General features: G+C 40.1%; 20 protein-coding genes. 13 read left to right on the forward strand and 7 right to left on the reverse strand.

Features of this window, described 5'->3' with window-relative positions; all coding sequences use genetic code 11:
* Positions 1 to 9: 9 nt before the first annotated feature.
* The 3 genes from leuC to leuA form a co-directional block, all read right to left on the reverse strand.
* Positions 10 to 1,425 carry a 3-isopropylmalate dehydratase large subunit gene (gene leuC, locus AVFI_RS01455; RefSeq protein WP_155662565.1) on the reverse strand — a complete coding sequence of 472 codons (1,416 nt, stop codon included), beginning with the start codon at positions 1,423 to 1,425 and terminating at the stop codon, positions 10 to 12.
* Positions 1,426 to 1,440: 15 nt separating this feature from the next.
* Positions 1,441 to 2,532 carry a 3-isopropylmalate dehydrogenase gene (gene leuB / locus AVFI_RS01460; protein ID WP_054775580.1) on the reverse strand — a complete coding sequence of 364 codons (1,092 nt, stop codon included), beginning with the start codon at positions 2,530 to 2,532 and terminating at the stop codon, positions 1,441 to 1,443.
* 81 nt (positions 2,533 to 2,613) lie between these two features.
* Positions 2,614 to 4,161, reverse strand: a complete 1,548-nt coding sequence (gene leuA / locus AVFI_RS01465) for a 2-isopropylmalate synthase (RefSeq protein ID WP_065596505.1) — start codon at positions 4,159 to 4,161, stop codon at positions 2,614 to 2,616.
* A 483-nt stretch (positions 4,162 to 4,644) separates the two neighbouring features.
* Between leuA and AVFI_RS01470 the strand changes: the two genes are divergently transcribed.
* From AVFI_RS01470 to AVFI_RS01480, 3 genes are read left to right on the forward strand one after another with little or no spacing between them, the layout of a single operon-like run.
* Positions 4,645 to 5,289, forward strand: a complete 645-nt coding sequence (locus AVFI_RS01470; protein ID WP_054775581.1) for a TetR/AcrR family transcriptional regulator — start codon at positions 4,645 to 4,647, stop codon at positions 5,287 to 5,289.
* A complete protein-coding gene (locus tag AVFI_RS01475; RefSeq protein WP_069582061.1) occupies positions 5,276 to 6,595 on the forward strand; it encodes an efflux RND transporter periplasmic adaptor subunit in 1,320 nt (439 codons plus the stop codon). Before AVFI_RS01470 ends, AVFI_RS01475 begins: the two co-directional genes overlap by 14 nt.
* Complete coding sequence (locus tag AVFI_RS01480; RefSeq protein ID WP_188863552.1) at positions 6,592 to 9,696, forward strand: efflux RND transporter permease subunit; 3,105 nt, start codon at positions 6,592 to 6,594, stop codon at positions 9,694 to 9,696. Before AVFI_RS01475 ends, AVFI_RS01480 begins: the two co-directional genes overlap by 4 nt.
* An 11-nt stretch (positions 9,697 to 9,707) precedes the next feature.
* Here the strand turns inward: AVFI_RS01480 and AVFI_RS01485 are convergent, their stop codons facing one another.
* Positions 9,708 to 10,394: a DUF481 domain-containing protein gene (locus AVFI_RS01485; RefSeq protein WP_155691092.1), complete on the reverse strand. Its 687-nt coding sequence runs from the start codon at positions 10,392 to 10,394 to the stop codon at positions 9,708 to 9,710.
* Between the two features lie 253 nt (positions 10,395 to 10,647).
* Between AVFI_RS01485 and AVFI_RS01490 the strand changes: the two genes are divergently transcribed.
* From AVFI_RS01490 to pgi, 4 genes are all read left to right on the forward strand, one after another.
* Positions 10,648 to 12,045: a replicative DNA helicase gene (locus AVFI_RS01490; protein ID WP_012532865.1), complete on the forward strand. Its 1,398-nt coding sequence runs from the start codon at positions 10,648 to 10,650 to the stop codon at positions 12,043 to 12,045.
* A gap of 12 nt (positions 12,046 to 12,057) precedes the next feature.
* Positions 12,058 to 13,140 carry an alanine racemase gene (gene alr / locus AVFI_RS01495; protein WP_017018265.1) on the forward strand — a complete coding sequence of 361 codons (1,083 nt, stop codon included), beginning with the start codon at positions 12,058 to 12,060 and terminating at the stop codon, positions 13,138 to 13,140.
* On the forward strand, positions 13,140 to 14,357 hold the full coding sequence (locus AVFI_RS01500; RefSeq protein ID WP_035457399.1) for a BamA/TamA family outer membrane protein: 1,218 nt from the start codon (positions 13,140 to 13,142) through the stop codon (positions 14,355 to 14,357). Before alr ends, AVFI_RS01500 begins: the two co-directional genes overlap by 1 nt.
* Before the next feature lie 214 nt (positions 14,358 to 14,571).
* On the forward strand, positions 14,572 to 16,224 hold the full coding sequence (pgi, locus tag AVFI_RS01505; RefSeq protein WP_146864629.1) for a glucose-6-phosphate isomerase: 1,653 nt from the start codon (positions 14,572 to 14,574) through the stop codon (positions 16,222 to 16,224).
* 351 nt (positions 16,225 to 16,575) lie between these two features.
* On the opposite strand, the gene AVFI_RS01510 is transcribed toward pgi, so the two are convergent.
* Positions 16,576 to 17,037 (reverse strand): chemotaxis protein CheX, encoded by a 462-nt coding sequence (locus AVFI_RS01510; RefSeq protein WP_005417353.1) that lies wholly within the window; start codon positions 17,035 to 17,037, stop codon positions 16,576 to 16,578.
* A 27-nt stretch (positions 17,038 to 17,064) separates the two neighbouring features.
* Positions 17,065 to 17,514 carry a zinc uptake transcriptional repressor Zur gene (zur, locus tag AVFI_RS01515; protein ID WP_011261113.1) on the reverse strand — a complete coding sequence of 150 codons (450 nt, stop codon included), beginning with the start codon at positions 17,512 to 17,514 and terminating at the stop codon, positions 17,065 to 17,067.
* Positions 17,515 to 17,693: 179 nt separating this feature from the next.
* Here zur and dusA point away from each other — a divergent pair, with 179 nt between their 5' ends.
* The 6 genes from dusA to AVFI_RS01545 all read left to right on the forward strand — a co-directional run bounded on the left by dusA (position 17,694) and on the right by AVFI_RS01545 (position 24,325).
* Positions 17,694 to 18,680 (forward strand): tRNA dihydrouridine(20/20a) synthase DusA, encoded by a 987-nt coding sequence (gene dusA / locus AVFI_RS01520; protein WP_012532763.1) that lies wholly within the window; start codon positions 17,694 to 17,696, stop codon positions 18,678 to 18,680.
* A 118-nt stretch (positions 18,681 to 18,798) separates the two neighbouring features.
* Positions 18,799 to 19,500 carry a TIGR04219 family outer membrane beta-barrel protein gene (locus AVFI_RS01525; RefSeq protein WP_011261115.1) on the forward strand — a complete coding sequence of 234 codons (702 nt, stop codon included), beginning with the start codon at positions 18,799 to 18,801 and terminating at the stop codon, positions 19,498 to 19,500.
* Between the two features lie 160 nt (positions 19,501 to 19,660).
* The gene (locus tag AVFI_RS01530; protein ID WP_005417357.1) at positions 19,661 to 19,891 is read left to right on the forward strand and encodes a hypothetical protein; all 231 of its coding nucleotides are present in this window, start codon (positions 19,661 to 19,663) and stop codon (positions 19,889 to 19,891) included.
* Between the two features lie 135 nt (positions 19,892 to 20,026).
* Positions 20,027 to 21,841 carry an assimilatory sulfite reductase (NADPH) flavoprotein subunit gene (locus AVFI_RS01535; protein WP_188863551.1) on the forward strand — a complete coding sequence of 605 codons (1,815 nt, stop codon included), beginning with the start codon at positions 20,027 to 20,029 and terminating at the stop codon, positions 21,839 to 21,841.
* Positions 21,841 to 23,571 carry an assimilatory sulfite reductase (NADPH) hemoprotein subunit gene (gene cysI / locus AVFI_RS01540; protein WP_188863550.1) on the forward strand — a complete coding sequence of 577 codons (1,731 nt, stop codon included), beginning with the start codon at positions 21,841 to 21,843 and terminating at the stop codon, positions 23,569 to 23,571. Before AVFI_RS01535 ends, cysI begins: the two co-directional genes overlap by 1 nt.
* Positions 23,564 to 24,325: a phosphoadenylyl-sulfate reductase gene (locus AVFI_RS01545; protein ID WP_188863549.1), complete on the forward strand. Its 762-nt coding sequence runs from the start codon at positions 23,564 to 23,566 to the stop codon at positions 24,323 to 24,325. The genes cysI and AVFI_RS01545 overlap by 8 nt, the downstream gene beginning before the upstream one ends.
* 84 nt (positions 24,326 to 24,409) lie before the next feature.
* Here the strand turns inward: AVFI_RS01545 and AVFI_RS01550 are convergent, their stop codons facing one another.
* Positions 24,410 to 24,874 carry a DUF2780 domain-containing protein gene (locus AVFI_RS01550; protein WP_012532795.1) on the reverse strand — a complete coding sequence of 155 codons (465 nt, stop codon included), beginning with the start codon at positions 24,872 to 24,874 and terminating at the stop codon, positions 24,410 to 24,412.
* Positions 24,875 to 24,994 lie beyond the last annotated feature (120 nt).

Raw genomic sequence — 24,994 nt, forward strand, 5'->3', positions numbered from 1 at the left:
AGATTCCTTTTATGCTTGTTCTGTAATGGTGCGAATATCAACAAAGTGACCAGCAATCGCTGCGGCAGCTGCCATCGCAGGGCTCACTAGGTGAGTGCGACCATCACGGCCTTGACGACCTTCAAAGTTACGGTTCGATGTTGATGCACAACGTTCATGTGGACCTAGGCGGTCGTTGTTCATTGCAAGACACATAGAGCAACCCGGCAGACGCCATTCAAAGCCTGCTTCTTTAAAGATCACATCTAGACCTTCTTTTTCCGCTTGTGCTTTTACTTGCTCAGAGCCTGGAACAATTAGAGCTTGTACATGAGAGGCAACTTTACGTCCTTTAGCAATGGCTGCCGCAGCACGCATGTCTTCAATTCGAGAGTTAGTACAAGAGCCAACAAAAACTTTATCAACGTTGTAATCAGACAGAGATTTACCCGCTTCAAGACCCATATACGCTAAGGCTTTTTCTGCAGACGCTTTTTCTACAGGGTCGGCAAAGCTTTCTGGTGCTGGGATTGGTGCATCTACTGCGATTACTTGGCCTGGGTTGGTTCCCCAAGTTACTTGCGGTTTAATTTCAGAGGCATCAAGTGTAACGACTGCATCAAACTCAGCATCATTATCGGTTTTTAATGATGACCAGTATTCGATAGCGGCGTCTAAATCTGAACCTTGTGGTGAGAATTTACGACCCGCAATGTAATCAAATGTCGTTTGGTCTGGTGCGATTAGACCCGCTTTAGCACCTAGCTCAATGGCCATGTTACACACTGTCATACGACCTTCCATAGTAAGGTCAGTAATTGCTTCGCCACAGAACTCAACTACGTAGCCCGTACCACCAGCAGCCGTTGTTTTACCAATGATTGCTAGCACGATATCTTTTGCCGTGATGCCTTCAGCGACTTTACCTTTAACATCGATTTTCATGGTTTTCGCACGTGCTTGTTTTAGCGTTTGTGTTGCTAGTACGTGCTCAACTTCTGAAGTACCGATACCGAATGCTAGTGAACCAAATGCACCGTGAGTTGCGGTGTGTGAGTCACCACAAACAATCGTCATACCCGGTAAAGTAATACCAAGTTCTGGTCCCATTACGTGCACAATACCTTGGTATTTATGATTTAGATCGTAAAGGGTAACACCAAATTCTTCACAGTTTTTAGACAGCGTTTCCATTTGGATTCGTGCCATTTCACCAGAGGCATTAATGTCTTTGGTTTGTGTTGAAACGTTGTGATCCATCGTTGCAAAGGTTTTGCCTACTTGACGAACTTTACGTCCTTTTTCACGTAGACCATCGAACGCTTGTGGTGACGTTACTTCGTGAACCAAATGGCGGTCGATGTATAAAATAGGGTTTTCGCCTTCAGCTGCAACGGCAACATGGGCATCGTAAATTTTTTCGTATAATGTTTTTGCGTTAGACATTGCTTCTTCCTTGAATTACGAATTCAAAATGTACTCAGCGATTTTATCGCCCATTGCTGATGTAGTTAGTGCTGGTTTATCACCGGCTAGATCTGCCGTTAGTTCACCGGCTGATAGCGCTTTAGATACGGCAGCTTCAATACTTTGTGCTGCTTCTTCTTCACCTAGGCTATAACGTAGCATGAGTGCTGCAGATAAGATCTGAGCAACAGGGTTAGCAATATTTTTACCTGCGATATCAGGCGCTGAACCACCTGCAGGTTCATACAAACCAAAGTTGCTCTCATTTAAACTAGCAGAAGGAAGCATGCCCATTGAACCTGTGATCATTGCACACTCATCAGAGATGATGTCACCAAAGATGTTTGAACATAGCATCACGTCAAACTGAGATGGATCTTTGATTAGCTGCATGGTCGCGTTATCAATGTACATATGATTTAGGGTTACATCAGGGTAGCCTTTGGCCACTTCTTCTACTACTTCACGCCATAAAATAGAGCTTTGTAGAACGTTAGCTTTATCAATAGAGTAAACGTTTTTATTACGTAGACGAGCAGATTCAAAAGCAATTTTTGCAATGCGTTCAATCTCATAACGATGATAAATTTCAGTATCGTACGCTTTCTCTTGAGGACCTTCACCTTCACGGCCTTTTGGTTGACCAAAGTAGATACCACCCGTCAGTTCACGAACAACGACGATATCAAAACCACGTTCAGAAATATCAGCACGTAGAGGAGAGAAGTTTTCTAATCCTTTGTGGATCTGTGCAGGACGAAGATTACAGAACAGTTGGAAGTGCTTACGAAGAGGCAGTAGAGCACCTCGCTCTGGTTGGTCATTTGGTGGAAGGTGTTCCCATTTTGGGCCACCAACAGAACCAAATAATACCGCATCAGATTTTTCACAGCCTTTCACTGTGCTTTCAGGAAGTGGGCAACCGTGGTTATCAATGGCAATACCGCCAACATCATGTTGCTCACGTGAAAATGAAATTGCGTGTTTTTTCTCGATAGCATCCAGAACTTTATGTGCTTGCTCCATCACTTCAGGACCAATGCCATCACCTGGTAGAACCGCAATTTTGTATGTTTTGTTTGTCATGTTAATCCTTTAATCTTCAATATAGTTTGGCAAATAAAAGCAGAGAAAGGTTTATCTCCGCTTATTTATCATTTTTAGGCTCTAAACGGTTTCTACTTTTTTCTGTTTAATTTCAGCAATTTGATCAGCACGGTGAATACTATTGATTACGTGAAGTAGTGCCTGTCCTGATGCTTCGATAATATCGGTCGCTAAACCTGTACCGTGATATTTACGACCTTTGTAATTGGCAATAATGTCTGCTTGGCCTAAGCCATCTTCACCTTCGCCTTTAGCGGTTAAATCAAACTTATCTAGCACGATGTCGTAGCCTGTTAGTTTGTAGATACATTGATAAAGTGCGTCTACAGGACCATTACCGACAGCGGCTTCACATTTCTCTTCGTCACCACAAAGTAATTTGATACTCGTGGTTGCCATGACGCTGCCTGATTGCACACTTAGATAGTTCAACTTATAGAAGTCATCTTCATCGCGTAGGTTAGCAAAATGCATTAGTGCTTCTAAATCGTAATCAAATACTTGTCCTTTACGATCCGCCAGCTTTACGAAATCAGCATAAAGGGTGTCTAGGTTGTATTCGTCTTCTTTATAACCCATTTCATCCATATGGCTTTTTACTGCTGCACGACCTGAACGACTGGTTAGATTTAGCGCTTGGTTTTTTAGGCCAATCGACTCTGGCGTCATGATTTCATAAGTGTTTTTATTCTTTAGCATGCCATCTTGGTGAATACCTGATGAATGGCTAAAAGCGTTTGCGCCTACGATAGCCTTATTGCTTTGAATCGGCATATTACAAAGCTGACTCACTAGTTTACTGGTGCGGTGAATTTCATCGTGTTTAAGGTTGGTGTGTACGCCTAGATATTCAGAACGTGTTTTTAGGATCATGGCGATCTCTTCTAGAGAGCAGTTACCAGCACGTTCACCAATACCGTTAATAGTCCCTTCAACTTGTCGAGCGCCTGCCTGAACAGCTGCAATGGAGTTGGCAACCGACATACCCAAATCATCATGACAGTGCACAGAAATGATGGCTTTATCTATATTAGGAACACGGTTAAATAGGGTTTGAACAATGCCACCAAATTCTCCTGGAACGGTATAGCCAACAGTGTCAGGAATGTTGATGGTATTTGCACCTGCATCAATAGCGGCTTCAACCATGCGGCATAGATTATCGATAGGAGTACGGCCTGCATCTTCACAAGAAAACTCAACATCATCCGTATATTTACGTGCATGTTTTACCGCTTTTACGCCCATTTCAACCACATCATCGTAGCTACGACGTAATTTATCTTGAACATGAACGGTAGAGGTTGAAATGAAGGTGTGAATTCGGAACGCTTCAGCGACTTTTAGCGCCTCAGCTGCGGCATCAATGTCTTTTGCAACAGCACGAGAAAGACCACAAATTCGACTGTTTTTAATATGCTGGGCAATGGTTCTTACGGATTCAAAATCACCCGGAGATGACACCGGAAAACCGGCTTCAATGACATCGACTCCTAAACGCTCAAGCGCATAAGCAATCTGCAATTTTTCTTTAACCGTTAGACTTGCTGATAGTGCTTGTTCGCCATCACGTAGGGTGGTGTCGAAGATAATGACTTGATCGCTCATGAGCCTGCTTCCTTGTGTTTGTCATTTGCCTTGATGACGGATATCCATAAAAAAACCCGCCATGGTTAGCGGGTTTTAAAATTTGGTTTATGGTTTCTTTTGGTCCATAACCTACCCGCGTGAGATATTCACGATCAGGAGGAGGTTTAGAGCAAAAGAAGATACTGTTTTCATTTGAAATACAATCCATAAAAATAATTAACAAATTAATATCGTACTCAGTAAGTATCGTCAACCCCTAAATCCCATTTTCAGTGGTTATTAATGTTTTTTTGCTTAAATGTTACAAAATAAGAAGAAAAACGATTGCCTTGGTGTTTATTTGTGCGTATTGCTCGCTTTTTGATTCTTTTTGAATTTAATTAATCAAATGATTAAATGTGAGTGAATTAATTTGTTAGAACAAAGGGGGAAGTTATCTATAATTAATCAAGTGATTAACTGTCTTTAAAGTCGTCAACTGTAAATAAGGTGTTATTGGTAATGAAGCAGTCAGGAAGGCCTAAAGGTGAATCAGAAGTTCGAGAAAAACTCATTTTTCATGCGAGAGAGCTTTTTGTTTCCATGCCCTATAACAAAGTATCGACGAGGCTCATAGCCACTAATGCTAATGTAAATATTGCCATGATCCGTTACTACTTTGGTAACAAAGAAGGACTTTTTGAGGCGATGTTTAAGGAGACTATTGCTCCTGTTACGCAGCAATTTCAACGATTATTAAAAGATGATACAGAACAAGATCTGGTTGAGTTTATGCGAGCGTATTATAAGGCCATGATTAAAGTTCCAGCCTTCCCTAAATTAATCCTGCGCATTATGGATGCTGAGAGTGAACAGCAAGCGGCACTTCAGCAAATCATTATTGGGATATTGCAGCCAATGCAAAACAAATTATTCGATTCCCAAAAAAGTAAGGCGTTATTTAAAAATGGAGTTGATCCAATTAAAGCTCGTCTTTCGTTAATGAGTTTAATGATTTTTCCATTTCTTGCCCCTAAAAAAATGTTAGAGCTTCATAATATTGAGTTGAATGAAACGTTTTTGATGGAATTACTAGAACATAATATTCGTTTATTAGGCGAAGGATTATTAAAAAATAAAAGAGATACAGATAATGAAAATAAATAAGAAATACCTCTTTTTTCCTGTTGTTGCAGTTGGTGTGATTGTTCTTATTACCATCACAAAATTACGTCCAGACGCTGAAACTAAGCCACTTGAAGACCGTTCAAAAGTCGTCAATATCCAAGTATTAGAGTCTCAATCAATCGCACCTCAAGCCATTGGTTATGGAAAAATAAGACCGAAGTTTGAATGGAAAGCCATTGCGGAAGTATCAGGCAAAGTGGTGTATCGCCATCCTGAATTACATAAAGGAAATATCTTATTAGCCGGTACTGAAGTACTGAGAATAGATCCATTGGATTATGAGTTGAAACTCGCTCAAGCAGAAGCAGATTTAGGATCGAGCCAAACTCAATTGGCAAAAGTGGATTTAGAAGAAAAAAACATTCGAAATACATTAAAAATAGAAAAAAACCGACTTTCTATCAGTAAGAAAGAGTTAAGCCGTAAAATAAATTTGCAAAAGAAAGGATTAACGTCTCAATCGGATTTAGACCAGCAGAATCAATCTTATTTAGCACAGCAGAAAGTGGTTCAAGATATTCAAAATCAAATCTTATTATTGCCGGATGAAAGAAAAGTGGCGGCGGCAATGGTTAAGGTTAACCAAGCTAAATTAGAAGAAGCGCAACGCTCTTTAGAAAAAACCTCGATTATACTACCAACAGATGTGCGAATTTCTGAGGTGGATATTGAAGCGGATCAAGTGGTTAATCTACAGCAAACCATGTTTATTGCGCATGGAATTAAAACCATGGAGATGGAAGCGCAAATATCTATTCATGACATGCAGACATTAGCTCAAAGTGTGAAAGCCTTTGAGGTAAGTGAACAAGGTATGCCAAATATTGATTCATTACCATTAACGGCGAATGTGGAATTAAGCAGTGGTCGCTTTGATGCTAAATGGGAAGCGAAAGTCGCTCGTATTAGTGAAACTGTCGATCCAAATCAAGCAACGGTTGGTGTCATTTTAGAAATAGATCAAAACTACCGAGCTTTGCAACCTAACTCATTGCCACCATTAGTGAATGGGATGTTTGTGAAGGCAAGGATCGAGGGTGATGCGTCAGAACAATGGGTGATCCCTGAAAGTGCGTTGCATGGCGATAAGATCTATTTATTAGGGCAAGATAACAAATTAATTATCCTTCCGATTGAGATTGTTTATCGACGCAATAACCAAGTTGTCGTTGCCGGAGATATTAAGAGTCATGATCGTTTGATCTTAAATGATCTGCTGCCTGCGATTAATGGCATGCAATTGCGCTTGGCCAAATCAAATAATGATGAGGAGCCTGCTCAATGATCAAGTTCTTTGCTCGCCATCCAACCGCAGCTAACTTATTAATGCTCACTTTATTGCTGCTTGGTTTGGTTTCTTTATCTCAATTAAAACGAGAGACATTTCCTGAATTTAGTCCCCCTTATATTTTAGCTGGCGTTGTGTACCCAGGAGCTTCTCCGCAAGAGGTGGAAGAGAGCATTTGTATTCGTATGGAAGATGCGGTTGATGGTTTAGGTAATATTGAAGAAACCAAATGTGAAGCGATAGAAGGTTCAGTTCGACTGATTATTAAGTTGAATGAAAAAGCCGATATCGGACGAATGTTGGTGGATGTACAAACTCAAATTGACTCAATTAATGACTTTCCAAAAGAGATTGAATCGCCAGTTGTTCAAGAACTTGATTGGAACGAACCTGTGGTGGATGTGGCGATTACCGCAGATACCACATGGCCAGAATTAAAAGCATACGCAGAGAAATTAAAACAAAGCTTAAAACTTGATTACGATGTATCACTCGTTGAAGTGAGTGGTTTTTCTGATCATCAATATCGAGTGGAGTTGGATGAAAGTGCCATTCGTCAATTGGGATTAAATGTCAGTGATATTGCCTATCAATTAGCACAACAAAACATTAAATTACCCAGTGGTAATATAGAAACGCCAGAAAAGAACTTTTTAATTCGTTTTGATGAGAGAAAAACCACACCTGAGGAATTAGCAAAAACGGTAATAGGGGCATCAGAGAATGGCGCATTACTTCGCTTAGGAGACATTGCCACTATCACGGATCGTTTTGAACTTGATGAACAGAAAGTATTGTTTGATGGTAAGCCATCAGCGGTACTTAAGATCAGTAAAAATAAAGCTGACGATGCTCTGCGAATCAAAGATCGTGTTTCTGCATTTGTTGAATATCAGCAATCAGTCGCACCCGATGGTGTGACGTTAGAGATGACGAATGATCTCTCATCACTGCTTTGGGATCGTTTGACCATGATGGTGAAAAACGGATGGCAGGGGATCATTCTGGTTTTCTTAACCATGTGGCTGTTTTTTACTTTCCGCTATTCTTTCTGGGTTGCTGCTGGTTTGCCCGTGGCTTTTTTAGGTGGGCTGTTCTTAATGGCAAGCTTAGGGCTTTCTATTAATATCATGTCTCTTGTTGCCTTATTAATGGCCATCGGGATCATGATGGATGATGCGATTGTAATTGCAGAATCCATCGCTTCTCATCTAGATAGAGGACAAGAGATTGATGATGCGGTGTATAACGGGGTTAAAAAAGTCTTTCCCGGTGTTTTATCTTCTTTTTTAACGACGGTCTGTATTTTTGGTAGCTTGATGTTTTTACAAGGAGAGATGGGGGCGGTACTCAAGGTTATTCCACAGGTTCTGATTTTAGTTTTGTCATTGAGCTTAATCGAAGCGTTTTTAATTTTACCTAACCACCTTAGTCACTCATTACACAGGGCAAAAAACGATAAACCGATTACTGGGTTTAAAAAGAAAGTATTGGATCGTTTTGAGCACTTTAGAAATACCACCTTAGTGAATGCGGTAACGAAAGTAGTGGAATGGCGTTATGCGTTTTTAGGTGCGGTTATTGCGAGTTTATTGGTTTCTTTTTCTTTGATATCTGGCGGCGCATTAAAGTTTGTTGGTTTTCCTGAGCTCGATGGTGATATTGCCGAAGCGCGTATTATTTTGCCCCCTGGGTCTTCATTATCTCAAACTGAATTAGTCGTAGATAAGATTGTTAATGCAGCGAATAAATTGAATAAACAATGGAGTGAAGAAAAGGAAGGTGGTACGCCATTAGTTGAGCATATTACCGAGCAATTTAATACTAATGCTGACGCCAATGAATCTGGTCCTCATTTAGCCACAATACGCTTAGATTTATTGAGTGCGGAAAAAAGAAATACCTTAATTGATGATTTTATTGATGCATGGCGTGAGGAAGTGGGAGATTTGGCTGAGCCGATAGCGATGGTTTTTAAGCAGCCAACCATGGGGCCGGGTGGACGAGCAATTGAAATTCGTATGATGGATGATGATTTACACACATTGAAGTCAGCATCGTTAGAGGTTCAAGCCTATTTGAATGACTTTGCTGGCGTTTATGGTGTGCTTGATGACATGCGAATGGGAAAAGAAGAAGTATTAGTAAAACTTCGCCCTGGAGCTGAAGCGTATGGTGTGACGGGTCAATTGATTGCTAATCAATTACGTGCGGCTTATTTTGGACAAACTGCAGATGAAATTCAATTAGGTGTTGAGAACATTGAGATTGAAGTGCGTTTAAATAAACAACAAGCAGGTGATTTACATACTTTAGAGAACTTCCCAATCATTTTGCCTACGGGAGACCAAATACCTCTAGCCTCTATCGCAACATTAGATTTTCAAAGAAATTATGTGCGAATACAGCGAATTAATGGGTTAAGAACCTTAAGTGTTTTTGGTGATGTTCATGCATCACAAGTCAGTTCAACAGAAATACTGAATCAATTTAAAAAAGATCTCGCTCCTGAATTGAAAAAGAAATACCCAGGACTGCGTTTTGATTTTGAAGGGGAAGCGAAAGATTCAGCCGAAACGGGGCAATCTATAGGTACAGGATTTATGCTTGGGTTGTTTGGGGTATTTGTTATTCTCAGCTTCCAATTTAGAAGTTACTTAGAACCGTTTGTGGTGATGCTAGCGATACCATTAGCGCTAATTGGCGTGTTATGGGGACATGTTTTATTAGGCCACCCATTGAGTATGCCAAGTATTATGGGTTTTGTTTCTTTAGCGGGTATCGTTGTTAATGATTCCATTTTACTGGTGCAATATATACGACATCATGTTGATGATGGAGATTCTGTTTATGAGTCAGTCATTAAAGCAAGTCGTGAGCGTTTTAGGGCGGTATTCTTAACCTCAATTACGACGGCTGCTGGGCTGTTGCCATTATTATTAGAGACCAGTTTACAAGCTCAAGTTATTCAGCCTTTAGTGGTTTCAATCGTATTTGGTATCTTTACTTCAACCTTACTGGTGTTGTTTATGATACCAGCGGCTTATGCCATTTTAGCTGACTTTGGTTTAGTGAAGAAACACGAAGAACTTCATTAAACCGACTGATTCTAAAATGAAAACAGTAAGTTAATTGAGAATACGGAATCAGTTTTACTTAGCCCTGGAGGCACGCGATCTAAATACTGTTGTGATTGCGCAATCTTTAGGGCGATTTCTTCTGTGATGTTGTTTGTCACACTGACTTCTGAATCTACACGAGTGTTACTGTGACCTGCTGTTACGGTAACTTCTCCTGCTAATGTTAGGTTATCAAGCGCGTTCCAAGACATATTAACATTAGTTCGGATAATAGGTTCTTGAACCGTCTCTGGTAGGATTAGATCATCATCATCAATTTCATCAAGGTTCGGATTTTGGTAACGAAAACCTGGACCAAATTCCACTTCTAATAATAACTTTTCTGTATTACTGACTTGGTAACCCAAACCACCCGAAAAGGTATAGTCATTAAAGTATGCGCTATATTTGGTATTTAACCCTTTAAAGTTGGCATAGAGATAATAATCAGGGCTGATTTTATAGTCACTCTGTAAATTAATACTGAGCTGATCTTTATCTGCTTCGCCATCCTTTTCTGATAGGTAATATTTTATTTCACCAGTATGACGGTGCTGTCCAGATGTGTAGCTGCCCTCAAAACGGCTGTTGAGTGCTTGAGAATCACTATTTCCACTGTTTGACTGGTAGCCAAATTCCACTTGGCTTTCCCATGGAGAAGGGGGCGATGTGTCCATATCTTCAGTCTCACTTGCATGAACAGATGCACTGATTGCGATAAGCCCTGTAAGTAAACCTTTTTTTAACACACATGAATCCTGAGAGATAAAATCGTAGACGAGTATAAGTATATTATTACATTCGTGAGTTAAATTTGAGTCAAAATCTTTATTTTGCGAAAGGAGTGATGGAGATGGAAGGATAGTTATTTCATCCCTTTGCCAAATGGTTATAATGTAGGGCTAAATTTAGGATGGTGAAAGAGTAGTAATGGCTGATAATCGTAAGCAAAATCGCAAACCAGACGCACAAGTTGATGCGTTAAAAGTACCACCGCATTCGTTAGAAGCTGAACAATCGGTTTTAGGTGGCTTGCTACTTGATAATGAACGCTGGGATACGGTTGCCGAAAAAGTAGTGGCAAGTGATTTTTATAGTCGCCCACATAGACTGATTTTTGAATCACTTAAAGCCATCCTAGAAGACAGTTTGCCTTTGGATTTGATCACCTTATCAGAGCACCTTGAACGTCATGAAAATTTAGATTCGGTAGGTGGCTTTGCTTATTTAGCTGATTTAGCTAAAAACACGCCAAGTGCTGCAAACATTAATGCTTATGCTGATATCGTACGTGAGCGTGCAATGGTACGTAACCTGATTGGTGTTGCGAATGAGATTGCAGATGCAGGTTATGATCCTCAGGGGCGAACTTCTGAAGATTTACTTGATATGGCGGAGAGTAAAGTTTTTGCCATTGCAGAAGAGCGAACTACCGAAAATGAAGGCCCTCAAAATGTCGACTCAATTCTAGAGAAAACGCTAGAACGTATCGAAATTTTATACCAAAGCCCACAAGATGGTGTAACGGGGGTTTCAACTGGTTTTACTGACCTCAATAAGAAAACCGCAGGCTTACAAGGTTCTGATTTAATTATTGTGGCGGCACGTCCATCAATGGGTAAAACTACCTTTGCGATGAACTTATGTGAAAACGCAGCAATGGACCAAGATAAACCCGTTCTTATCTTTTCTTTAGAGATGCCCGCCGAACAGCTAATGATGCGTATGTTAGCGTCACTTTCTCGTGTTGACCAAACTAAAATTCGTACCGGTCAATTAGACGATGAAGATTGGGCGCGTATTTCGTCTACTATGGGCATTTTGACTCAAAAGAAAAACATGTATATCGATGATAGCTCAGGCTTAACACCGACAGAATTGCGTTCACGTGCTCGTCGTGTTGCGCGTGAATCGGGTGGTCTAAGTATGATCATGGTCGATTACCTTCAATTAATGCGTGTTCCTGGTTTGCAAGATAACCGTACGTTAGAGATCTCTGAAATATCACGATCGTTAAAAGCGTTAGCTAAAGAGTTGAACGTTCCTGTTGTGGCGCTGTCGCAACTTAACCGTTCCCTAGAGCAACGTGCAGATAAACGTCCGATTAACTCGGATTTGCGTGAATCTGGTGCGATCGAGCAGGATGCCGATTTAATCATGTTTATTTACCGTGATGAGGTATATAACCCTGAGAGTAATCGTAAAGGCATCGCTGAAATTATTATTGGTAAGCAACGTAACGGTCCTATCGGTTCTGTTAGTTTGACTTTCCAAGGGCAGTTTTCTCGTTTTGATAATTACGCAGGCCCTGCGTTTGATGATGAATAATAAGGCTGAATCATGAGTTATATGAAAGCGGCCACAGCGCAGATTGATATGTCTGCACTTGCCCACAATTTGCAAAAGATTAAGCAACAAGCGCCAAGCAGTAAATTACTGGCTGTTGTAAAAGCAAATGGGTATGGCCACGGATTGCTGAATATCGCCAAAGGTGCGCAAGGAGCCGATGCATTTGGTGTCGCTCGTATTGAAGAAGCGCTACAGCTTCGAGCTGGCGGTATTGTGAAACCTATTTTATTACTTGAAGGGTTCTACTCTGCTGGTGACTTACCTATTTTGGTGACTAATAACATTCAAACAGCTATTCATTGTAAAGAGCAGTTAGAAGCATTAGAAAGCACCGATTTAGAATTTCCAGTCGTTGCTTGGTTAAAAGTAGATTCAGGTATGCACCGTTTAGGTATTCGCCCTGAAGAGTTTCAAGAGTATGTTGATAGACTACATGCTTGTAAGAATGTAGCTAAACCTTTGCGCTATATGAGCCACTTTGGCTGTGCGGATGAACTTGATAGTTCAACGACAACAGAGCAAATCGATACCTTTATGTCGCTAACAAAAGGGTGTCAGGGAGAGCGTTCTCTTGCTGCATCTGCAGGCTTATTAGCTTGGCCTGATAGTCGTTTAGATTGGGTACGACCTGGCATTATTATGTATGGTGTTTCACCATTTTCAGAACAATCAGCACAAGAATTGGGTTATTTACCTACGATGACCCTTACCTCTCATTTGATCGCTGTTCGTGATGTAAAAGCGGGTGAAAGTGTTGGTTATGGGGCAATGTGGACCAGCGAACGTGATACCAAAATTGGGGTTATTGCGATTGGTTATGGTGATGGGTACCCTCGCACAGCTCCAAATGGTACGCCAGTGTTAGTTAATGGGCGTAAAGTTCCTATTGCGGGTCGAGTGTCTATGGATATGTTGACCGTTGATTTGGGTCCGGACGCTCAAGATAAAGTGGGAGATGAAGCCATTTTATGGGGACGAGATCTTCCTTCTGAAGAAGTCGCAGAGCATATTGGAACTATTGCCTACGAATTAGTGACTAAATTAACATCACGTGTGCAAATGCAATACACCTAATGAGAGTCTTCTTGAATTCATTTTCTTTTAAAAGCGCTACTGGTTTAGCGCTTTTTCTTATTTCTAACTTGGCTTTTTCAGAAAGCGATATTTGGCCAACGTCTTTACCCGAAACCGCTGCCGTCCCTTTTATGTACTCATCAGATAGCTTGGGGACTACCATAGGCGCTGCGGGTGTAATGAAAGGCGTTGGGCAACCTCAAGCAACATTGTTTGCCGCTGGTTTGTATTCCAGTAAAGGCTCTTATCTAACTTACTTATCAGCAAATAACTTTCAAATTAGTCATTCATGGTTAGTTGGAGCTAATGCTTATAACGCCAGTTTTAAAGACATGGATTATCATCTTGGTGCTGCGGGTACTAATGATTCGTTGCCAGAACAAGAGGTGTTTACGGACAGTGTTGAGGCTCAATATCATTTAATTGCACAATATGTCTTGCCTATTGGTAATGGGGAAAGTCTTGGGGCAAGAGCTGCGTATCAACCAGAACGAAAAATTAAGGGATTTAACCCTCTTGATAGCGGTGTGTCGAGTATAGAATTAAGTCCATTTTATTATTCTCGTGAATTGTCTGATGTCGCCGGATGGAATGAACCTGAATCGAATTGGGGTATGAAGGTTCATTTTGATTGGGATAATCGAAATAGTGTTCGAAACACTACGCATGGTTCTCGCACTGAATTAGATTTTACTTATTCACCAGAAGCGAGTTCACAGCAAGAGTGGTGGACGTGGGAGTTCCAACAAAGTGCCTTTTTTGATTTAGGCAGTTTAGGTGATGTGATCAATAAACAAGTTTTGGCTTTAGATATGTATATTGCAGACACGCCTAGTTGGGATGAGCAGCATCAACCTCCTGAATACGCAGGCATAAAGTTGGGTGGGTTATATCGATTAAGAAGTTTTGGTGGTGGACGCTTTCATGGACGATCTGCTGTGCATTACTCTGCAGAATATCGTGTTATGCCTGATTGGCAGCCTTTAGAAGAATGGCCTATCTTTAATCTTTATGATGTACCTTGGTGGCAGTGGGTCGCTTTTGTTGATGCCGGACGTGTGGCAGATGAATTCTCTTTATCGACACTTCATAGTGATATGAAATGGAGCGCTGGCGGTGCTATTCGTTTTCAGGTTGAAGGAATTGTTGTTAGAACTGAAATGGCGTGGGGTAATGAAGAAAGCCAATTTAGAGTGATGATAAATCAGCCTTTCTAGATATTTATGAGAAAAATGAAGTGAACTCTAGTGTTCTTTCATTTGGATTGGGATAATGTTCACTAATAAAAGTTTTAATGTGACCTAACTCAAAAAGGGTGAGCGTAGTTTTGGTCATAATAAATAAAGTTCACCAATTTTTAGATTCGTATAAACGGGGAGTTCTTAGTTAAGACTTTGGACTTACAAGCATATTACACAGGATATTTTTACCATGTTAAAAAACATCAACCCAACAGAAACTCAAGCTTGGGCAGACTTAACAGCGCACTTTGAAACAGCACAAGATTTTAATTTATCAGATTTATTTGCTGCTGATGCACAACGTTTCGATAAGTTTTCAGCAACGTTTGGCCAAGATATTTTAGTCGATTTTTCTAAAAACTTAATTACTGAAGAAACAATGAAGAAGTTGTTTGCACTTGCTGAGCAAACAGAATTATCTTCAGCAATTACAGCGATGTTCAGTGGTGAAAAAATCAATAAAACTGAAGGTCGTTCAGTGCTTCATACTGCACTTCGTAACCGTAGTAACACACCAGTAATGGTTGATGGTGAAGATGTAATGCCTGCAGTAAATGCAGTATTAGAAAAAATGAAAGGCTTCACAGAGCGTCTAATTTCTGGTGAGTGGAAAGGTTACACAGGTAAAGAAATTACTGATATCGTAAATATCGGTATCGGCGGTTCAGACCTTGGTCCATACATGGTTTCAGAAGCTCTAGCACCATACAAAACTCGTCTAAATATGCACTTTGTTTCTAACGTAGATGGTACGCACATTGTTGAAACACTGAAGCCGTTAAACCCAGAGACGACGTTATTCTTAATCGCTTCTAAGACGTTCACAACTCAAGAAACAATGACGAACGCACACAGTGCTCGTGATTGGTTCCTTGCTGAAGCTGGCGATCAAGCACACGTTGCTAAACACTTTGCAGCACTATCAACAAACGCACAATCTGTGTCTGAGTTTGGTATTGATACTGACAATATGTTTGAATTCTGGGATTGGGTTGGTGGTCGTTACTCTCTATGGTCAGCTATCGGTCTTTCTATCGCATTAGCGATTGGTTTTGATAACTTTATTGAGTTGTTAGAAGGTGCTCATGAAGTAGATAAGCACTTCGCTGAAACCGACCTTGAAAATAATGTACCTGTTATCTTAGCGTTAATCGGCCTATGGTATAACAATTTCCACGGTGCTGAATCTGAATCGATTCTTCCATACGACCAATACTTACACCGTTTTGCTGCGTACTTCCAACAAGGCAACATGGAATCAAATGGTAAGTGTGTTGATCGTAATGGTAATCCTGTTGATTACCAAACAGGTCCAATTATTTGGGGTGAACCAGGTACAAATGGTCAACATGCGTTCTACCAATTAATTCACCAAGGTACAAAACTTATCCCTTGTGATTTTATTGCTCCTGCAATTAGCCACAACCAAGTAGGCGATCATCATCAAAAACTGATGTCTAACTTCTTCGCACAAACTGAAGCGTTAGCATTTGGTAAAACAGAAGAGACTGTGAAAGCTGAATTTGCTGCTGCAGGTAAAACAGAAGCGGAAGTCGCTGAGCTAGTACCATTTAAAGTATTTGAAGGTAACCGTCCAACGAACTCAATTCTTGTTAAACAAGTTACTCCTAAAACACTAGGTAACCTTATCGCAATGTACGAACACAAAATTTTCGTTCAAGGTGTGATTTGGAACATCTTCAGCTTCGATCAATGGGGTGTAGAGCTTGGTAAGCAACTGGCTAACCAAATTCTTCCTGAACTAGCTGATGAAAAAGCAGTAACGTCTCACGACAGTTCAACAAACGGTTTAATCAACGCATTTAAAGCGTTTCAAGCTTAATTATATTTGTTGATGTGTTATTGAAAGAGCTGACTTCGGTCGGCTCTTTTGTATTTATACCAATCCACATAAATATTTGATCATTCTTGCTTGTTAAAATCGATTATAGCTGCGTTATAAATTTTGTAATTAGAGCCACTAGTTACTGCAATTTATGCCTTGCTTTAATCGATTTTTCCTACGCAATTATCTGATCAACTACTTATCCGGATTGGTATTATTTATCGATATTACAGGCAATAAAAAAGGTTGATACCTAAATATCAACCTCTATCATTCTAGTCCCTAGTCCCTAGTCCCTAGTCCCTAGTCCCTAGTCCCTAGTCCCTAGTCCCTAGTCCCTAGTCCTTATTACTCAAAACAGATTTCAATAAACGCATTACCCCATTCAGAAGCAAATGGCATGATAATTATCGCCCCTTCACATTTATGAGTAATGGTATGGCCTTTACCTGATACAACGATAGGCGTTGCCATATTAAATTCAAAACCACTTTCAGAAAGAATGCGCTTTGCACCACCAGTAACCATATTGGTAATTTCACCAACCATGTCAGTCACTTCTTCATTAATGCTGTTTGGGCGTTCACCCAACATGTTTTGCATTACTTGTAGAGCAAGTTGCTCATCAAAAGTAATCGACATTGAACCTTTACTTTGAGGGCCAACCATACCTATTAGACCTGATACATCACCACGGGCAATTTCATCTTTTTTGATACGAGGCTTTTGAGGTTTTAAGTCCATTGATGCCATCGTTTTAATAACATTCATAAATGAAGCTAAGAATGGGTTTACAAATTCAGCGCGCATGGTGAGTGATGTCCTTTAAATATTATTTTAATTTTTCTTATTGTTACTTAAACAAGTCTTGCAAGTGCCATGAGTTTCAACAATATGGTTCTCAACTGAAAAGCCGATTTGTTCAGCATGCTTAGTTAGCTGCTTAGTAATATCATTATCATGGAATTCAACAACGTCATCGCAAGTTCGACAGATGAAAAGTTGTGAGAAATGAGCGTGTTCACCGATCACACAGCAAGAAATATAGCTATTTATTGATTCGACCTTATGCACAAAACCTTGAGTGACCAAAAAATCTAATGCTCGATAGATGGTTGGCGGCTTTGCTTGGGGTTCTATTTGTTTTAATTGTTCTAATAGATCATAAGCACTGATCGCCCCCTGATGAGTCACAATCAGCTCTAAAACAGTTAATCGTTGTGGAGTTAACCTTACTCCACGTTGTTGGCATAGCAGCTCAACCTTTTGTTTTTGTGTACGATTCAATGAAAATATGTCTTATTTTTTGAACAAGTTGAGGAGTTTAACATAACTCTCGTTATTTTTTATCCACTATTTAGAGAATTATTATTTGTTATGTGAGTTGCCTAATAGAGTTTATGGGATGGTTGTTTGTGTTCTTATTATGTTAGAATTGAGGCCTTGATCACTGAAAGAATTAACCTATGAGCTCTTATCCACTACAACGTTTTTCTGTTGCCCCTATGCTTGATTGGACAGATCGTCACTGTCGTTACTTCCATCGTCAATTATCTGAGCATGCGCTTTTATATACTGAGATGGTAACTACTGGTGCGATCATTCATGGTAAAGGTGATTTTCTTGCGTATAACGAAGAAGAGCACCCAGTAGCCTTACAACTAGGCGGTTCAAACGTTAAAGATTTAGTTCATTGCGCAAAATTAGCAGCAGAACGTGGTTACGATGAAGTAAACCTAAATGTGGGTTGTCCATCAGATCGAGTGCAAAATGGTCGTTTTGGTGCTTGTTTAATGGCTGAACCAGACTTAGTAGCTGAATGTGTCGCTGAAATGAAAGCGGTTGTTGATATTCCTGTAACGGTAAAAACCCGTATTGGTATTGATGACCAAGACAGCTATGAGTTTTTAACTAAGTTTGTTTCAACAGTTCATGAAAAGGGCGGTTGTGATCAATTTACTATTCATGCTCGTAAAGCATGGTTAAGTGGTTTAAGCCCGAAAGAAAACCGCGAGATCCCACCTCTTGATTACCCACGTGCGTATCAAATCAAGAAAGATTTCCCACAATTAATTATTGCGGTTAATGGTGGTATTAAAACATTAGCGGAAGCAAAAGAGCATTTAGCGCATTTAGACGGTGTGATGATTGGACGTGAAGCTTACCAAAGCCCGTATTTATTAGCGGAAGTTGATCAACAACTTTTTGGTAGTGACAAGCCAATTAAAAAGCGTCGTGAAATTGTTGAGTCTATGTACCCATATATAGAACGCCAGTTAGAGAATGGAGCTTACTTAGGCCATATTACTCGTCATATGTTAGGTCTATTCCAAAGCATGCCGGGTGCGAGACAATGGCGTCGTTATATCAGCGAAAATGCGCATAAGCCAGGAGCTGGCATTGAAGTGGTAGAAACGGCTCTTGCTAAAATTCCTTCTGAATTAGATGTATAGATTTTAGTCGCTCTGTCGATAAATTAAGTTAGATACGTAAAAGAAGAGTATATAAATAAACCAAATCGTTTATTATTACTTCATATGAACCAAATAGCGTCGCAAATGGAGACTACGCATGAACAAACTATCCCTCGCCACTGTTGTTGCTTCTGCTGCCTTAGTTATGGCAGTACCTGCACATTCAGCAGAGAAGGAATTTACAACTAAAGTTGCTATTGATGCGTGGTTCCCTGATGGAAAAGTTGGTTCTAAAGACGGAGCGGTAAGAGATAATGATGTTGATGCATCACAAGCTTTCTCTATTGCTTTTGAACATCCATACCCAATTTTACCTAATGTAAAAGTACGTTATACACCAGTAAAAGCGGATCGTTTTGAATACGACCAAATTGACTACACCGGTTACTATAAATTATTAGAGACTGATGGTTTGCAATTTGATGTGGGTTTAACACTAACTCAATTTGCAAACGGTGAATTTAATAAAGGTGGTTCTGTTTCTACTGATCCTGCCCAACCTGCAAACCAGAGTTTTAGTGAAACAGCAATAAACATGTATGCAGATGCATCGATGCACATTCCAAACACAAACTTCCATATTTTTGGTCAGTATGATTTTGGTAGCAGCAGTGACACTCGTACAATGGATGGTCAAGCTGGTGTGAAATACATTCTTCCTGTTGATGCTGTCGATGTTGAATTCAAACTTGGTTATCGCGTAATGGATCATGAGTTTGGTTATTTTGAAGGTTTTGATAGTGATCAAGCAAACGTCATGGTTGATGGCTGGTTTGGTGGCTTATCATTTGATTTCTAATCGATAAAAACATACGAATTATTTTTAAGATAGCGATTCAGGTGACTGAATCGCTATTTTTTTATTTTAAATTTGCTCAAATTACGTTTATTGACCATGCTTATAAAGTGGATACTGCCATAAGTTGTGTTATGGCTGTTGTCGTAAGAAGGATGCCGTTATGACCACTTTAAGTGAATTAAAATTAATGTATCAAGAAGATCAATTGGTTGAAGCAGTAATAGAACCCGTTATTGTTGAAGACTCTTGGATCGTTGAGTTTCGCCATGTCCGTGGTGGTCTGGTTTTATTAACGGATTTAAAAGGAGGAGAGGTGAAATATCGTGATTTAGAAGCGGCCTCAAAGAGCGCATTGGCTGTTGGTTTTAGTCAGGTAAGAATCAACGAATAAACGATAAAAGTCATCCCATTAACGCAAAGCAACCATTTCTTTCTTCCAAAAAGTTATAAAACATACTTATCTATTCTTTCTTGTTATAGAAAATTCTCGCTAATCTAACATGACGCAATGAATAGGGATGTCGTCATGTTATTAAAGGAACTCTCCGCACTCGCTAGTCCACTTAATGACCAACAAATAGGTCAGTTACAGCAAGCAGCTTCTGAATTATCACCACAGCAATTGGCGTGGGTCAGTGGCTACTTCTGGGGGATAAGCCAAACATCAGGTGCAACACAACCAATCAATCAAGCTGCCGCAGCGGTATCAAACCAACCTGCTGGTAAGTTATCTATTATTTTTGCCTCTCAAACCGGTAATGCCAAAGGCGTTGCTGAAGCATTAAAAGAAGAAGCGGCAGCGGCTGGTATTGCTGTTGAGCTTTTTGATGCCAGTGACTACAAAGGTAAAAACCTCGCGAAAGAGACTCATGTCATTATTGTCGCTTCAACAAATGGTGAAGGTGAAGCGCCTGATAATGCCATTGAGTTACATGAATTTTTACAATCGAAAAAAGCACCTAAGCTCGATAATTTACATTATGGTGTTATTGGATTAGGGGATTCAAGTTATGAGTTTTTCTGCCAAACAGGTAAAGATTTTGATGCCTTCTTATCAAAACAAGGGGCAACACCGTTTATTGAACGTGTTGATCTTGATGTTGATTATGAAGCTCCGGCTGCAGAGTGGCGAAAGCAAGCACTTGATAAAGTAAAAGAGGCATTAGCTTCTGAAGCACAAAGTGCGCAAGTGGTTCAGCTTCCTGTTGGACAAGCCGCTCATACCTCTCAATACTCAAAACAAAATCCGTATACCGCTACGCTATTAACCAGCCAAAAAATCACAGGGCGAGATTCAGGTAAAGATGTTCGTCATATCGAAATTGATTTAGATGGTTCAGGATTAACTTATCAACCGGGTGATGCTCTTGGTGTGTGGTTTGAAAATAGCCCAGAGCTCGCTTCAGCAATTTTGAAGCAAGTCGGTTTAACGGGTGATGAAGCGGTTGAGGTGGATGGTGATTCAATATCGCTTCAAAAAGCGTTGGTTGAAAAATATGAAATCACCTCAGCAAATCCGCAATTAGTGACTCAATATGCTGAGTTGTCAGGCAGTAAAAAGTTAGAAAAGCTAGCAACAGATAAAGATAAGCTTCGCCAGTATTCAGGGAATACTCAAGTGATTGATGTATTGTCTGAGAAAAAGGCAAAACTCACCGCAGAGCAACTGGTTGGTTTGCTTCGTCGCTTAACTCCTCGTCTATATTCTATTGCATCAAGTCAGTCTGAAGTCGATGAAGAAGTGCATTTGACGGTAGGGGTTGTGGAGTATCAACAAGGAGATGAAACACGTTTTGGTGGTGCATCTAGCTTTTTATCTCATCGCTTAGAAGAAGGCGATGATGTGAAAGTATTTGTTGAACACAATAACAATTTCAAATTACCTCAAGATGATAATGCCCCAGTGATAATGATTGGACCAGGTACAGGTATTGCCCCATTCCGCTCATTTGTACAAGAGCGTGATAACCGTGATGCAGAAGGTAAAAACTGGTTATTCTTTGGTGATAGAACGTTTACTCAAGATTTTTTATATCAGGTGGAGTGGCAGAAATACCTTAAATCGGGAATTGTGAATCAGCTTGATGTTGCTTTTAGTCGTGATCAACAAGAAAAAGTGTATGTACAACACCGAATCTTAGAGCATGCCGCACAAGTATGGCAGTGGCTGCAAGATGGGGCGTATATCTATGTATGTGGTGACGCAACTCGTATGGCGAAAGACGTACACGAAGCATTGATTTGCGTTGTAGAGCAACATGGACAGAAAACGAGAGAAGAAGCAGAGCAATTTGTAAATGAGCTGCGTAAGGCAAAACGTTATCAAAGGGATGTGTACTAATGAGCGAATTAATTGACGTTAAAACGATTTTATCAGGGACAGAGCTTGGTCCACTTGCTGATAACGAGCGATTAAAGCGTGAAAGTAAGCATTTACGTGGCACGATCGTAGAAGATCTGCAAGATCGAATTACTGGTGGATTTACCAAAGATAATTTTCAGCTGATCCGCTTTCATGGCATGTATCAACAAGATGATCGTGATATTCGTGCTGAGCGTGCGAAACAAAAATTAGAACCCTTGCATAATGTCATGCTACGAGCTCGTATGCCTGGCGGCATTATTACACCAAAACAGTGGTTGGCGATTGATAAATTTGCTGAAGAACATACCTCTTATGGCAGTTTGCGCTTAACGACACGTCAAACCTTCCAGTTTCATGGTGTGTTAAAACCAAATATTAAATTAATGCATCAAACATTACACAGTATTGGTATAGATTCGATTGCGACAGCAGGGGATGTGAACCGAAATGTGTTGTGTACGACTAACCCTGTTGAATCTGAACTTCATCAAGAAGCGTATGAATGGGCGAAAAAAATCAGTGAGCATTTATTACCAAAAACACGTGCCTACGCTGAAATTTGGTTAGATGGTGAAAAGCTAGAAACCACGGATGAAGAACCGATTTTAGGTAGTAATTATCTGCCTCGTAAATTTAAAACCACCGTTGTTATTCCTCCGCAAAATGATGTGGACGTGCATGCGAATGATTTGAACTTCATTGCCATTGCAGATAATGGAAAACTGGTTGGCTTTAATGTGCTTGTGGGTGGTGGCCTTGCAATGACGCATGGCGATACAGCAACTTACCCACGTAAAGCAGATGATTTTGGATTTGTACCATTAAAGAAAACGTTAGAAGTAGCTGCTGCAGTGGTTACGACTCAACGTGACTGGGGTAACCGTTCAAATCGTAAAAATGCAAAAACCAAATACACATTAGATCGTGTGGGTTCTGATGTATTTAAAGCGGAAGTTGAAAAACGAGCTGGCGTTCAATTTGAAGAAAGTCGTCCCTATGAGTTAACGGAACGCGGTGATCGAATCGGTTGGGTTGAAGGGATTGATGGTAAGCATCACTTAGCATTATTTATTGAAAATGGGCGTTTATTAGATTATCCGGGAAAACCACTAAAAACAGGTGTGGCTGAAATTGCTAAGGTTCACCAAGGTGATTTTAGAATGACAGCAAACCAAAACTTGATTGTTGCTGGTGTCCCTTCTGAGCAAAAAGATCATATAGAGCAAATTGCTCGTGCGCATGGTTTGATTGATGATACTCATTCAGAGCAGCGTAAAAATTCAATGGCTTGTGTGGCGTTTCCTACGTGTCCATTAGCCATGGCGGAAGCCGAGCGTTTCTTACCTGAATTTGTGACTGAAATTGAAAGTGTATTGAAAAAACACAATCTGCCAGAAGAAGACAACATTATTTTCCGAGTTACTGGTTGTCCAAATGGTTGTGGCCGAGCGATGTTGGCTGAAATTGGTCTTGTTGGTAAAGCGCCAGGGCGTTATAACTTCCATCTTGGTGGTAATCGTAGTGGAACTCGAGTTCCTAAAATGTATAAGGAAAACATCACTGACCGTCAAATCCTTACTGAAATTGATCAACTTGTTGGTCGTTGGGCGACCGAACGTAATGAAAATGAAGGGTTTGGTGACTTTACGATCCGTGCCGGTATCGTAGATGAAGTGAAAGTATCAAAGAGGGATTTTCATGCCTAAATTGCAATTATCAGAGCTGTTATCATTAACCAAGGTTGAGCAAACATTACGTTTAGTTGAGGTTAATGTTGAGCTTGAGAAACTAACAGCCCAAGAGCGTGTTGTTTGGGCGTTAGAAAACTTAGAAGGTAACCCTGCGTTGTCATCCAGTTTTGGTATTCAAGCTGCGGTGATGTTGCAATTAGTTACTGAAATAAAATCAGATACGCCCATTATTTTGACTGATACCGGGTATCTATTTCCTGAAACTTATCAATTTATCGATCAATTAACGGATCGATTGAATTTAAATCTTCATGTATTTACTGCGGATGAGAGCCCAAATTGGCAAGAAGCCCGTTATGGAAAGTTATGGGAGCAAGGTGTAGAAGGCATTGAGAAATATAATAAACTCAATAAAGTTCAGCCTATGCGCCGTGCTCTGGACCAACTTGAAGTCGGGATTTGGTTTTCAGGGTTGCGCCGAGAGCAATCGGGTTCACGAGCAAATTTACCTATTTTAAGTATTCAAAATGGTGTTTTTAAATTTCTTCCTGTCTTAGATTGGACAAACAAAGAAGTACATTATTTTTTGAAAGAGTACGACTTGCCTTATCACCCATTATGGGATCAAGGATATTTATCCGTAGGTGATACGCATACAACTCAAAAATGGGAACCGGGAATGAGTGAAGAAGAAACTCGATTCTTTGGCTTAAAGCGAGAGTGTGGTTTACATGAAGATGACGGTGAACTTGGTGGTTCTGGAATTTAAATAGCAAATCTATCAATAATAAATCTAAAGGATTAAAGGCAGCGATAACGCTGCCTTTATTTGTTTATATTATTTATAAATCCATTACTTCCAAAGCGCCGTTAATGAATCTAGTAAACCAGAACTTGCATTTTGAGAGCTTAAGTATTCAGTAATTACAGGTGTAAATTGCGAGATTAAAGCTGGGTCTAATCCAAGAGCTGAAAAAGCTGCTTTTACACTGTCCATATTTGAAATCATACTACCTAATCCACCTGGAATTGCGCTTGTTAGAGATTCAAGACCAGGGATCATACTATTTAATTCAGAGCTTTCAGAATCCGATAGGCCATTACCTGCCATCGCTAATAGAGCGCCAGCGCCGCCAGCAGCTTGATCAGCTGAGATATCAAGGTTTTCAGTTAACATTCCAACTAATGGGTTAGAAGCGGTTGTCTCTTCTGTTTTGGCATCGTCACTGCCACCGAAAAGGTTAGAAAGAAAAGCATTAGCTGGTGCAGCTGCGGTGAGTGAAAGTGCAAGCGTTGATAAGATTAGCGTTTTTTTCATTGTCATTTCCTTTTAACATATCAATATTGTTTTTGTAACATTGTAGTTAGAGTATGACACAAAAAAAAGCGATACCCATAGGCATCGCTTTTTAATTTTATATTTAATCTTTTTTGAGAA

This window comes from Aliivibrio fischeri ATCC 7744 = JCM 18803 = DSM 507, from assembly GCF_023983475.1.
GTDB lineage: Bacteria > Pseudomonadota > Gammaproteobacteria > Enterobacterales > Vibrionaceae > Aliivibrio > Aliivibrio fischeri.